Here is a 12,614-nt window from a genome sequence, read left to right as displayed (position 1 = left end):
GGGTGTACGAGCACCTGGGCGCGCTGTTCTGGGTGGTGGAGCTGTGGTCGCCGAACAAGGAGGCCGGCATCAGCGGCTACAAGTGGATCGACTGGTTCCGCGACCACCCGGTGGAAGACGACCTGAAGCTGCTGAAGTGGAGCGACGAGCAGTGCGGCGGCCAGGCCCACGTCGAGTGGAAGCCCTTCCACCACCCGCAGCTCGGGCCGGTGGAGATCGGTGGCTGGGACAAGATGAACTTCTGGCGCAACCCGCCGCCGGCGCTGCGCGAGCGCGAGGCGGCGCGCTTCCCGGCGTGGATGGACCAGATCGCGCTGAGCCTGCCCAAGCTGGAGCTGCTGCGCACCGAGGTGCGCGCGCTCGGCCCCGACACCTGGCGCGTGCGCCTGGCGGTGTGCAACAGCGGCTACCTGCCCGCCTACGTGAGCAAGCGGGCGCTGGCGCGCAAGACGGTGCGCGGCACGATGTTCGAGATCCACCTGCCGCCGGGCGATGCGACGGTGTCGCTGGTCAGCGGCAAGGAGCGCATCGAAGGCCCGCAGCTCGAGGGCCACGGGCCGAAGAGCACGCTGCAGGCCTTCCTGCCGACGCGCGAGGTGACGGCCGACCGCGCGGTGGCGGAGTGGGTGGTGCGCGCGCCGAAGGGCACGCGGCTGGCACTCAGCGCACGCGCGGACCGCGCCGGGGCGGTCAAGACCGAGGTCGTGCTCGACTGAGCTGCGGCTAGAAGTGGTACTCGGCCTTCAGCGAAGGCGCCGACACCTTGGTGCCCGCCAGCGATGACGGGTTGCCGAACTTGTTCTTGATGTACTGGTAGCCGAGGCCCGCATAGAAGGTCTTCGGCGTGCCGGCGGCCGAGCCCACGTCCCACAGCAGGCCCATCTCGGTCCAGGTCTCGGCCGCGGTGTCGCCGCCGAAGCCGTCCTTGCCCTTCTCGCCGGTCCAGGTGCCCCAGCCCTTGAACACCGCCGGCAGCCCGGCGTTGAAGTCGAAGCTCCACACCGTCGCGAGGCGCGGCGCCGCATCGAAGTTCACGTGCGTGCCGGCGATCGAGTTGTTGTTGTTCTCCTTGTAGTACAGCAGCCCGAGCGTCAGCAGGCCGGGCACGTCGAACTCCACCTTCGGGCCGGCGATGTACTTCGTGAGGCCGGCGCCGAAGGCATCGTTCTTCGAGTTGAAATCGAAGCCGAACTGGAAGCCGACATCGCGGATCGGGCCGAACTTCATCGGCTTGCCGCTGACCTTGCCGAAGCTCACGGTGTTGCTGTAGGTGGCATACACCTCGTGCGCGCCGCGGTCGCTATTGTTGGCCGGGTTGTTCTCGTCGGAGGCCAGCATGTCGATCGAGAAGAAGTTGACGCCGTACTTGTAGCCGCCCACGTATTGCAGCGTCGCGACCTTCTTCTTCACGTCCGCGTCGCTGCCGGGTTCCTTGAACTTGTTGCCATAGGTGAAGCCGATGAAGGCGTCGCTCCACTCGGCGGCATGGGCGGCGGCAGCGCAGGCGGCCAGCGCGGCACAGGCCGCGACCTTCGACAGGGTTCGTGTACGCATGGGGGAATCCTTCGGGATGGGGTTGGTGATGCGGCGGAACAAGCCGGCACCGTCTCGACGCATGCCCCGGCTTGGCGCATGCGATCCCGATGGGTACCGGCTTGTATGCAAGTCAGCAAACCCCATGCCATCGATGGGGCCTCCCGGCGCCCACCGTCCTGTGCGGCGGATCAGCCCAGTTCGTCGCTCGACGCGCTGCGCGGCAGGATCGGCGCCTCGCTCATCGCCTGGCGCCACACCTTCTTCGGCAGGAAGGTGCGCAGCTGCTCGATCGCCTTGTCGAGCAGCGCCGGGTGCAGCTCGTGGCCGATGCCGGGCAGCACGTCGGCGGTCACGTCGCCGCCGAGCGCGAGCAGGCGTTCGGCCGAATCGATCGCCGGGCCGCAGGGCAGCACGCGGTCGGCCATGCCGTGGAACAGGTGCACGGTGGTGTCCTCGGGGGCGTGCCCGGGCGCGGTGGCATGGCGGCCGCTGAAGGCCAGCACGCGGCCGGCCAGCGCCGGCTCGGCCTGCACGGCCTCGAGCGCCATGATCGCGCCCTGCGAGAAGCCGGCCAGCGCGGTGCACGGCCACGACATGTTCAGCTGCTGCTGCACGCTGCGCACCGTCGCGATGAAGCGCGGCAAGGCCTCGGCGACGCGCTGCGGGCGGTTGTCTTCGGTGATGCCCTGGATCGAGAACCACTGCCAGCCGCTGCCGCCGCCCCCGCCCGATTGCCCGCCGTCGAACGGATGCGGCGCATCGAGGCAGACCACGGCCGCCTTCGGGTACTCGGCGACCAGCCGCTGCGCGAGCGGCGCCATGTGCGAGGCATTGGCACCGACGCCGTGGAACAGCAGGAACAGCAGCTCGGGCGAACCGTCGGCGGGCAGGTGGGCGAGGGCGGTGGCAGGCATGGGTCTTCTCCGGTCAACGTGGGAGTGTGATGTGGTGGCGCCCTGGTGCCGAGCAAGGGGTTTGAACGCAGCGTTCAACGCGCGTGGGCCTCAGTCCAGCAACCCCCCCGACCGCTTCACCAGCACCTGATTCCTCCGCCGCTCCGCCGCGATCTGCTGCACGAACGCCTGCTGCGTCCCTCCCGCCGGCAGGTTGTGCGATTCACGCAGCCGCGATGCCACAACATCGCTCGCCAGCAACCGGCCGATCTCGGCGTTCAGCCGGGCCACCACCGCCGCCGGCGTGCCGGCCGGCGCGAACACGCCGAACAGCGAGCCGATGTTGGCCTGCGGATAGCCCAGCTCCGCCAGCGTCGGCACCTCCGGCAAGGCATCGAGCCGCGACGGCGCGCCGACCGCCAGCGCCTTCAGCCGCCCGGCCGCCAGCAACTGCAGCTGCGCCGACGCGACGTTGGTCGACAGGATCTCGAACTGCCCGCCGAGCGCATCGTTGATCTGCGGCCCGCCGCCCTGGTACGGCACATGCGTGATGTCGACGCCGCTTTGCAGCCGCGTCTGCGCGAGCACCATGTGGCCGCTGGTCGCGATGCCCGACGTGGCCCAGCGAACCTGCCCGGGATGCGCGCGCGCCTGCGCGATCAGGTCCGCAAAACTGTGGCCGGTGAACGCCGGCGTGCCGGCCACCAGCACCGGTGTGTTCATCACGCCGGCCACCGGCACCACGCTGCCCAGCAGGTCGCGCGGGCCGCCGGCCAGCAGCGGTTGCAGCGTCAGCGGCGAGATGGCCGAGAACGCGAGCGTGCAACCATCCGGCACGGCGCGTGACAGCACCTCCATGCCCAGCGCGCCGCCGGCACCGCCCCGGTTCTCGACGACCACCGGCACGCCCAGCGCTTGCGCCAGCGGCTCGGCCAGCGTGCGCGCCATCGCATCGCTGACGCCGCCTGGCGGGTAGACCACGATCAGGTGCACCGCCCGGTTCGGCCACGGAGCACCCGCTGGCGCAGCGGCGGCCATGACAGGCCACGCCAGCGCGGCGCGCACGATCTGTCGACGGGTCGCGTTCATGCCTTCACCTGCTTCGATGCCAGCTCGCGCGCCAAGGCCGTGAAGCGCTGCGCCGRCAGGTTGTCCTCATCGTTGCGCGACACCAGCGTCAGCGGTGCATCGAGCGACCCGCTGCCCGCCAGCCGTCGATAAGCGATCGCATGCGGATGCGCGCCGGTCATCGAGGCCGGCACCACCGACAGCCCCGCGCCAGCCGCCACCAGGTTCAGGTTCGTCATCATCCGGTCGACCTCGGCGACGATGCGCGGCCGCAGGCCCTTCGCATGGCACAGCGCGAGCAGCTCGGCATACAGCCCGGGCGCACCGGGCCGGCGCACCAGGATCAATCCCTCGCTGCACAGCTGCGCCAACGTCAGAGGTCGCGCGGCCGCACCACTGCGCTTCGACGCCGCCGCGAACGCATGGTCGCTCGGCATCGCGGCCATCACCGGCTCGCGCAGCAGCGTCTCGAACTGCAGGCCCTCGGGCCGCGCGACCGGCACCCGCAGCAGCGCGCAGTGCAGCCGGCCGGCCGACAGCGCCTCGGTCAGCTCGGCGGCGTTCTCCTCGCGCAGCTGCAGCTCCACTTGCGGGTGCAGGCGCCGGAACGCGCGCAGCAGCTCGGGCATGAAGCGGTGCGCCGCGGCCGAGCTGGTGAAGCCGATCGCGAGCGTTCCCTCCTGCCCCTGCGCGACGCGCGCCATGCGCTGCGTCATCGTCTCCATGCCCTGCAGCATGCGCGTGGCCTCGACCTGGAACTGCCGCCCCGCATCGGTGAGCGCCATGCCGCGCGGATGGCGGCGGAACAGCGACAGCCCCAGCTCGCGCTCCAGCGCATGGATCTGCTGGCTCAGCGGCGGCTGCTGGATGCCCAGCTGCTCGGCCGCACGCGTCATGTGGCCGGTCTGCGCGACGGCCGCGAAATAGCGGAGCTGTCTCATCTCCATGGCGTCATCTCCATATGTTTTTCGTATCGGAATGGCCTGCTGATTTTATTTGACCGCAGATCAGGCACGCGCCTATCGTCGCGGCGCTGTTCAACCAGAAGGCCCTCGAGGCCTCAGACCGGAGACAAACCCATGGGCCCTGGCCGCCGCCTGGACGGACGCGTCGTGCAACGCATCCGTCCCTTCTTTTCCATCCTCGCGCTGTCCGCGCTACTCGCCGCTTGCGGCGGTGGCGGCGATGACGGCACCCCTGCGCCCGAGGGTCCGCCGGTCGCCACCGGCACCGCGTGCGCGGACCTCGCCGGCCTGACGTTCACGGCCGCGCAGATCGGCCTGCCGACGCAAGGCGCCAGCGTGACCAGCGCCACTTTGGTCGCCGCCACCGACGCCGGCAACACGCTCGGCGACTACTGCCGCGTGCGCGGCACCATCGCCCCGGTCGACCCGCAGGCGCCGGCCATCACCTTCGCCGTCAACCTGCCGGCGCAGTGGAACCACAAGGCCATCCACTTCGGCGGCGGCGGCTTCAACGGCACGCTGATCGACGGCACCGAGCCGCTGCGCTTCGGCCCCGCCGGCAAGCCGGCGCCGCTCGCGCTCGGCTATGCGACCTTCGGCGACGACGGCGGCCACCAGAGCAGCAGCATCACCGACGGCACGTTCGCCGCCAACGACGAATCGCTCGCCAACTACGGCGGCCAGTCGCTGAAGAAGACGCACGACGTCGCGATGCTGCTGGTGAAGACGCGCTACGGCGCGGCGCCCGACAAGGCGTACTTCCTCGGCACCTCCACCGGCGGGCGCGATGCGCTGCTGCACATCCAGCGCTGGCCGGCCGACTACGACGGCGTGGTCGCCAACGAGCCGGCGCTCAACTACAGCGGCACGCGGCTGTCGAACGTGGCCGTCGGGCGCGCGCTGTATGCGAACGGCGGCGCCGGCTGGGTCAACCTCGCGAAGACGCTGCTGGTGCAGAAGACCGTGCTGGCCGCTTGCGACAAGCTCGACGGCGCCGCCGACGGCATCGTCAGCAATGTCGAGAGCTGCCGGAAGCTGAACCCGCAGATCCTTGCGACGCTGCGCTGCGCCGGCGGCACCGACGGCGGCGACAGCTGCCTGTCCGATGCCCAGCTGACGACCATTCGCACGATCGAGTCGCCGCTCGAACTGAACGGCTACACGCTGGCGAAGGGCGTCACGCGCGCCGGCGGCTACAACATCCTCGAAGGCACGCTGGTCGCCGGCCCCTCCACCTCGCGCGATCTCGGCACGCGCCCGGTGCCGGGCAACCCGGCCACCACCGCCGATGCCAACGTCTACGTCACCGGCGACCAGTGGGCGAAGTACTTCGTCACCCGCGATGCCGGCTTCGACACGCTGACGCTCGACCCGGTCACGGGCGGCGCCTGGGCCGCGCGCATCTCCGCGGTCTCGGCATTGACCGACGCGCTCGATGCCGACCTGTCGCCGTTCCTCGCGCACGGCGGCCGGCTGATCCTGCTGCACGGCCTGGCCGACGAGGTGATCAGCAACAACTCGACGATCGAGTACTACGGCCGCGTGAAGAGCAGCGTCGGCGATGCGGCCACCGAGCAAGGCATCCGCTTCTACACGGTGCCGGGCATGGGGCACGGCACGGGGGTCTTCCTCCCGAGCTGGGATTCGCTGGCGGCGCTGGAGACGTGGGTCGAGAAGGGCGTGGCACCTGAGACCGGCGTCGTGACCGACACCGTCGCCGCGACCGCCGGCCGCACGCGCCCGCTGTGCCGCTTCCCGGCATGGCCGAAGTACAAGGGCAGCGGCAGCCAGGACGCCGCGTCCAACTACAGCTGCGTGCAGGAGGCGGCCGATCCGCTCGCCTGCCCCAACCTGCCGGCCTCGGCGATCACCTACAAGGGCGGCAACCTGTTCGGCGAGGAACTCAGCGTCGCGCTCGACCCGGCGGCGATGGCCTACACGATCACGATCGACGCCAGCGGGCAACGCGCAGCCGGCACGCAGCGCAGCGGCGCGTTGCTGCCGAAGGGCAACTGCGTGTTCTCGAGCGGCGAGAACGGGGCCGACTTCACGTTCGGCGCCGGTGGCCTGCTGCAGGGCGGCGTCGCGGCGCCGACCGGCGGCACGTCGATCGGCCTGATCGCGTTCCAGAGCACCTTCCAGAACGCGGCGACGCCGACGGTGTTCAACCCGATCGCCAACATCTTCGACGTGGCCGGCGTGCAATACGGCGCCGACGGCGTCGCGACGGCCTACGCCGCGTCGTCGCGGGTGCGCAATGCCGGCACCTTCCAGCACTGCCAGGATCCGGCCAGCGGGCGCTTCATGACCTACGACGCCGCCTGCACGTCGACCGCGAAGGGCTACGTCACCTACAACGGCACGCGCAACGCATTCGACGTGTTCACCACCTCGCCGACCGGCGGCGCCACCACCACCGGCGGCACGCTGTCGGGCTCGGTCGTGTTCGGCCAGGTCGGTGCGACCACGGTGCCGCTGTTCCTGGTGCGCGACCCGTCCGGCGCGCACGGCCTGCGTTTGTACGCACCGCAGACGCCGCTGGCCGCCGGCAGCGCCGACGGGCACTTCGCGCTCGCCGCGAGCGACGGCAGCCAGGCCGCTGCGGTGGTGTCGGGCACAAGCCTGACGCTGGGCAGCAACACCGGCACGCTGGCCTACGACGCGCCGGTGCTGGGCGTCGCGCAGAGCAGCGGTGCCGCCGCGGGCAATTTCGTGTTCAATGCCGGCGTGCTGGGCTATGTGTCGACCGGCGCCGGCGCGGTCTACCAACTCGGGATCAGGAACTGATGATGAAGAATGCCTCGGGACGCTGGCGGGCCTGGGCCCTCGCCGCGTCGCTGGCCGCGGTGATGCCGATCGCGCGCGCCGAGCCGCAGGCGGCGCCTTGTCCCGAAGGCGTGGCGGCCGACGCGCACTGCTACAACGGCCGCGATGCGGAGGGCGCGCTGTATTGGATCGCGATGCCCGCCGACTGGAACCAGGTGCTGGTCGTGCATGCGCACGGCGGGCCGGAGGTCGGCACGCCGTCGCTCGCGCGCAGCGCCGAAGACCTGCAGCGCTGGGCCGTGATGGTGAAGGCCGGCTATGCCTGGGCCGGCTCCAGCTACCGGCGCGGCGGCTACGGCGTCACGATGGCGGCTGAAGACACCGAGCGGCTGCGCCGGCTGTTCATCGAGCGCTTCGGCAAGCCGCGCCGCACCGTGCTGCATGGGCAGAGCTACGGTGCCGGCGTGGCAGCGAAGGCGGCCGAGCTCTACGGGCCGCCGGCCTACGACGGCGTGCTGCTCACCAGCGGCGTGCTGGGCGGCGGCAACAACGCCTACGACTTCCGGCTCGACCTGCGCGTGGTCTACCAGCAGGTCTGCCACAACCACCCGAAGCCTGATGAGCCGGCCTACCCGCTGTGGCAGGGCCTGCCGCTCGATTCGAAGCTGACGCGTGCCGAACTGGCCGAGCGCGTCAAGGAGTGCACCGGCGTCGGCCTGCCGGCCGCGCAGCGTTCGCCGGAGCAGGCGGCGCGGCTGCACACCATCCTGTCGGTGGTGCACATCCCCGAGCGCAGCCTGCTCGGCCACCTGCAGTGGGGCACCTGGCTGTTCCAGGACCTGACGCAGAAGCGCCTGGGCGCCCGCAACCCGTTCGGCAACGCGAAGGTCGTCTACAGCGGTTCGGGCGACGATGCCGCGCTGAACAAGCAGGTGCTGCGCTACGCCGCCGACCCGCAGGCGGTGGCGGCGCTCGCGGCCGACAGCCGCCCCACCGGCCGGCTGAAGCTGCCGGTGCTGACGCTGCACGCCATCCATGACCCTACTGCCTTCGTCGAGCTGGAGAGTGCGTACCGCGAGATCGTCGAGGCGGCCGGTGCGTCGTCGTGGCTGGTGCAGACCTTCAGCGACGAGGCCGACCACAGCTACCTGGGCGACCCGGAGTACCCGGCGCTGCTGACGGCGCTGCTGCGCTGGGTCGACGACGGCGAGCGGCCGAGTCCGGAGGGCGTCGCGAAGCTGTGCACGGCCAACGAGGCGCGCTTCGGCGGTGGCTGCAAGTTCCGGCCGGAGTACCGCCCTGCACCGCTGTCGTCGCGGGTGCCGGAACGGGTGCCCTGAAGGCCGACGGCAATCTCGTACAAGACCGCCGGCCGCCGAGGCGCGACACTGCGCCGATGACGCCTCCCGCCCTGCTCACCGGAACCCTGTTCGCCCTTGCCGCCGGCCTGATGTGGGGCCTCGTGTTCGTCGGCCCGCTGATGCTGCCGGAGTACCCGGCCGCGCTGCAATCCTTCGGCCGCTACCTGGCCTTCGGGCTGATCGCGCTGCCGCTCGGCTGGCTCGACCGTGCGCGACTGTCGCAGCTGACCCGCGCCGACTGGATCGAGGCGCTGAAGCTCGCGGCGATCGGCAACGTCGTCTACTACCTGTTCCTCGCGAGCGCGATCCAACGCGCCGGCGGGCCGCTGCCGACGATGATCATCGGCACGCTGCCGGTCGTGATCGCGATCTGCGCCAACCTGCGGGGTCGACGTGGCGAGGGTGCCGGCGGCGAGCCGATCGCCTGGGCGCGGCTGCTGCCGTCGCTGCTGCTGATCGGCGCGGGCATCGGGCTCGTCAACCACGTCGAGATCGGGCACCTGCGCGCCGATCCGCAGGCCGACCTGGGCCGCTATGCCTGGGGTGCCGTGCTGGCGGTCGGCGCCGTCGTCTGCTGGACCTGGTACCCGTTGCGCAATGCCGACTGGCTGCGCGCCCACCCGGACCGCAGCCCGCGCAGCTGGGCGACGGCACAGGGCCTGGCGACGCTGCCGCTCGCCGCGGTCGGGTATGCAGGCACGTGGCTGTGGATGGCGCTGCAGGGTGATGCAGCGGGCGGGGGCTTCGCGATGCCCTTCGGCCCGCGCCCCGGCGATTTCATCGCGCTGATGTTTGCGATCGGCCTGTTCGCCTCATGGCTCGGCACGCTGTGCTGGAACGAGGCCAGCCAGCGCTTGCCGACGGCCCTGGCGGGGCAGTTGATCGTGTTCGAGACGCTGTCGGCGCTGGCCTATGCGTTCGTGCTGCGCCGCAGCTGGCCTCAGGCCGAGACCTTGGCGGGCGTGGCTTTGCTGGTGGCCGGCGTGCTGTGGGCACTGCGCAGCAAGGCGGCGACGCCGGTCGCGCTGACCTCGGAGCTGCACCCCTGAGGGGCTTCTTCGCCCGGCGCGTCATCGTTGGCCGCGTCGGTGACGACATGCGACGCCACGGTGGCGACCAGGCGGCGGTTGCGGTACCAGGCGCTGACGCGCTCGGCGGCTTGCAGGGTTTCGATGTTCATGATCAGTCGGCATTGAAGTTGAAGCAGCCCGGTCGCGCCGTGCGCGGCCCGGGCCGGGAGCGGTGATGCGAGATCGATCGGGCGATCAATCGTCGATGCGCTTGCCGATGTCCTTCGCGACATCGGCGACCTTCTTCTTCGCATCGCCGTACGCGGCTTGCGACTTGCCGGCCACCTGGTCGGCGACGCCTTCGGAGCGCAGGCGGTCGTTGCCCACGACCTTGCCGGTGGTTTCCTTGATCTTGCCCTTGACGTCTTCGACGCGGCCCTTGACCTGGTCCTTGTTCATGGTGACTCCTTGTTCAAGGCAGCACGGTGTGCGCTGCGGTGAACACAGTGTCGGCGTCGATGCGGGGCAGGTCTGTCGGACGTGGCCGCGTTCGATGTCGGACAAATCCGTCCGTTTCTGTGGGGTCAGGCGGCCAGCGCCTCGTCGAGCACCTCGATCCAGTGGCGCACCGGGATCGCCGTACCGCTCTGCAGGTGCTGGATGCAGCCCACGTTGGCCGAAATGATCGCCTGCGGCTGCAGCGCGTCGAGGTGGCCGAGCTTGCGGTCGCGCAGCTGGTACGCGAGCTCCGGTTGCAGCACCGAGTAGGTACCGGCCGAGCCGCAGCACAGGTGGCTCTCGCTGGCCGCGACGCGCACCTCGAAGCCGAGCGTTGTCAGATGAGTCTCGACACCGCCGCGCAGCTGCTGGCCGTGCTGCAGCGTGCACGGCGGGTGGAAGGCGAGCGAGCGCAGCCCGGCCTTGCCGTCGCGCAGTTTCATGCGCGGCTTCAGCCGCGGCACCAGCTCGGGCAGCAGCTCGCTGAGGTCGCAGGTCAACTCGGCGATGCGCCGGGCCTTCTCGGCATAGGCCGGGTCGCGGGCGAGCGCATGGCCGTAGTCCTTCACCGTCACGCCGCAGCCGGACGCGTTCATCACGATCGCCTCGACCTGGTTCGACACCACCTGCGGCCACCAGGCGTCGATGTTGCGGCGCATGTCGTCGAGCCCGCCGTCGATGTCGCCCAGGTGGGTGCGGATCGCGCCGCAGCAGCCGGCCTCGTCGGCCACCACCGTCTGGATGCCGGCCGCGTCGAGCACGCGCGCGGTCGCGCTGTTGATGTTGGGCGCCATCGCCGGTTGCACGCAGCCCATCAGCAGCAGCATCTTGCGCGGGTGCTGGCGCGTCGGCCAGCGGTGCGCCGCCGCGCCTGCTCGGGGCGGCACCTTGTTGCGCAGCGTCGACGGCAGCAGCGGCCGCACTGCCTGGCCGAGCTTCAGCGCCGGCGCGAACAGCGGCGAGGTCAGCCCCTCCTTCAGCAGCCAGCGCACCGCGCGTTCGCCGCGCGGGCGCTCGACGCGCGCGTCGACCAGCTTGCGGCCGATCTCGACCAGCTCGCCGTACTGCACGCCCGACGGGCAGGTGCTCTCGCAGTTGCGGCAGGTCAGGCAGCGGTCCAGGTGCTGCTGCGTGCTGCGCGTGACCGGCTCGCCCTCGAGCACCTGCTTCATCAGGTAGATGCGTCCGCGCGGGCCGTCGAGCTCGTCGCCGAGCAGCTGGTAGGTCGGGCAGGTCGCGGTGCAGAAGCCGCAGTGCACGCACTTGCGCAGGATCGCCTCGGCGGCGTCGCCGTCGGGCGTTCCCTTGAACTCGGAGGACAACCTGGTTTGCATCGATCAAAGATCCGGGTAGAGGCGGCCGGGATTGAACACGCCCTGCGGGTCGAAGGACTTCTTCAGCTCGCGGTGGATGCGGTCGAGCGGCGTGCGCAGCGGCGCGAACGCGCCGGCCGACTTGTCGTTCGACATGAACAGCGTCGCATGGCCGCCGACCAGCGTCGCCGCATCGCGCACCAGCGCCGCCGGCAGCGCGGTGCACAGCCAGCGCTGCGCGCCGCCCCATTCGATCAGCTGCTCGCCCGACACGGCCAGCGGCGGCGCGGTCGGCGGCACCGACAGCCGCCACAGTGCGCCGCCGTGCTCCACCGCCGCGCGCGCCTTCTCGAAGTACTCGTCGGTCTGGTTGCGCAGGCCGCGCCAGAACGTGATCGCCTGCGTCGGCTCGATCACGTCGCCGCCGAGCGCGGCGAGCGCCGACTGCACCGCCGCGAGCGCGCCGCGCAGCCGCACGACGAGCATGCCGTCCCACCAGGCGCTGGCATTGATCGGCAGCGGCAGGCCGGTCCATTCGTTGATCTTCTGCATCGCGCTGATCTGCGCCAGCTCGAAGCGCACGGTGGCGGTGGCCGGTGCGAGCGGCAGCACCTTCAGCGAGACCTCGAGGATCACGCCCAGCGTGCCGAGCGAGCCGGCGAGCAGCCGCGAGACGTCGTAGCCGGCGACGTTCTTCATCACCTGGCCGCCGAAGCTGAGCACCTCGGCGCGCCCGTTCAGCAGCGTCGCGCCGAGCACGTAGTCGCGCACCGCGCCGACCGCCGCGCGCGGCGGGCCCGACAAGCCGGCCGCCACCATGCCGCCGACGGTGCTGCCCGGCCCGAAGTGCGGTGGCTCGAACGGCAGGTACTGGTTCTTCTCCGCGAGCGCGGCCTCGAGCGTCGCGAGCGAGGTGCCGCAGCGCGCGGTGACGACGAGCTCGGTCGGTTCGTAGCTGGAGATGCCTTCGAGCACCGTGGTGTCGAGGATCTCGCCCTGCGGCGGCTCGCCGTAGAAGTCCTTGGTGCCGCCGCCGCGGATGCGCAGTTGCGCACCGGCGGCGCGGGCGGCTTCGACCTTGTCGACGAGGATCTGCAGTGCGGGGTCGTGGGTCATCAGGACATCAGAAGCGGGGAATGTCGGCGAACGGCAGCAGCCCGCGCTTCACGTGCATGCGGCCGTACTCCGCGCAGCGCACCAGCGT

Annotated in this window: 11 protein-coding genes; 4 read left to right on the top strand and 7 right to left on the bottom strand. The window is 71.0% G+C overall.

The genetic code is table 11. The features are described 5' to 3' along the window. On the top strand, positions 1-716 hold a 716-nt coding region (locus tag AC1D15_RS06835), incomplete at its 5' end, for a DUF8731 domain-containing protein (RefSeq protein ID WP_489739961.1). Between the two features lie 7 nt (positions 717-723). On the opposite strand, the gene AC1D15_RS06830 is transcribed toward AC1D15_RS06835, so the two are convergent. The 4 genes from AC1D15_RS06830 to AC1D15_RS06815 form a co-directional block, all read right to left on the bottom strand. After that, entirely contained in the window at positions 724-1,554 is an 831-nt protein-coding gene (locus tag AC1D15_RS06830; RefSeq protein WP_465110390.1) for an outer envelope protein, read from the bottom strand. A gap of 170 nt (positions 1,555-1,724) precedes the next feature. Further along, entirely contained in the window at positions 1,725-2,450 is a 726-nt protein-coding gene (gene ypfH / locus AC1D15_RS06825) for an esterase (protein WP_477825405.1), read from the bottom strand. 90 nt (positions 2,451-2,540) lie between these two features. Then, positions 2,541-3,518: a Bug family tripartite tricarboxylate transporter substrate binding protein gene (locus AC1D15_RS06820; RefSeq protein WP_477825404.1), complete on the bottom strand. Its 978-nt coding sequence runs from the start codon at positions 3,516-3,518 to the stop codon at positions 2,541-2,543. Next, positions 3,515-4,444, bottom strand: a complete 930-nt coding sequence (locus AC1D15_RS06815) for a LysR substrate-binding domain-containing protein (protein ID WP_477825403.1) — start codon at positions 4,442-4,444, stop codon at positions 3,515-3,517. The genes AC1D15_RS06820 and AC1D15_RS06815 overlap by 4 nt, the downstream gene beginning before the upstream one ends. 132 nt (positions 4,445-4,576) lie before the next feature. On the opposite strand from AC1D15_RS06815, the gene AC1D15_RS06810 reads away from it, so the two are divergent. Genes AC1D15_RS06810 through AC1D15_RS06800 form a run of 3 tightly spaced genes read left to right on the top strand, consistent with a single transcriptional unit; the run spans position 4,577 to position 9,638 of the window. Beyond that, positions 4,577-7,249 carry a tannase/feruloyl esterase family alpha/beta hydrolase gene (locus AC1D15_RS06810; RefSeq protein ID WP_477825402.1) on the top strand — a complete coding sequence of 891 codons (2,673 nt, stop codon included), beginning with the start codon at positions 4,577-4,579 and terminating at the stop codon, positions 7,247-7,249. Between the two features lie 2 nt (positions 7,250-7,251). Further along, positions 7,252-8,568, top strand: coding sequence for an alpha/beta hydrolase family protein (locus tag AC1D15_RS06805; protein WP_477825401.1), 1,317 nt, complete (start codon positions 7,252-7,254; stop codon positions 8,566-8,568). A gap of 56 nt (positions 8,569-8,624) precedes the next feature. Next, positions 8,625-9,638, top strand: coding sequence for a DMT family transporter (locus AC1D15_RS06800; protein WP_477825400.1), 1,014 nt, complete (start codon positions 8,625-8,627; stop codon positions 9,636-9,638). A gap of 216 nt (positions 9,639-9,854) precedes the next feature. Here AC1D15_RS06800 and AC1D15_RS06795 read toward each other — a convergent pair whose 3' ends face one another. The 3 genes from AC1D15_RS06795 to glcE all read right to left on the bottom strand — a co-directional run bounded on the left by AC1D15_RS06795 (position 9,855) and on the right by glcE (position 12,526). Next, positions 9,855-10,058, bottom strand: coding sequence for a CsbD family protein (locus tag AC1D15_RS06795; RefSeq protein ID WP_047509724.1), 204 nt, complete (start codon positions 10,056-10,058; stop codon positions 9,855-9,857). A gap of 125 nt (positions 10,059-10,183) precedes the next feature. After that, positions 10,184-11,431, bottom strand: a complete 1,248-nt coding sequence (glcF, locus tag AC1D15_RS06790; RefSeq protein WP_047509726.1) for a glycolate oxidase subunit GlcF — start codon at positions 11,429-11,431, stop codon at positions 10,184-10,186. Between the two features lie 3 nt (positions 11,432-11,434). Further along, positions 11,435-12,526, bottom strand: coding sequence for a glycolate oxidase subunit GlcE (glcE, locus tag AC1D15_RS06785; protein ID WP_477825399.1), 1,092 nt, complete (start codon positions 12,524-12,526; stop codon positions 11,435-11,437). Positions 12,527-12,614 lie beyond the last annotated feature (88 nt).

Source organism: Rhizobacter sp. P2_H2 (genome assembly GCF_056403375.1).
The sequence above is the reverse complement of the archived record's forward strand: the minus strand, read 5'-3'. Positions and strand labels throughout refer to the sequence as shown.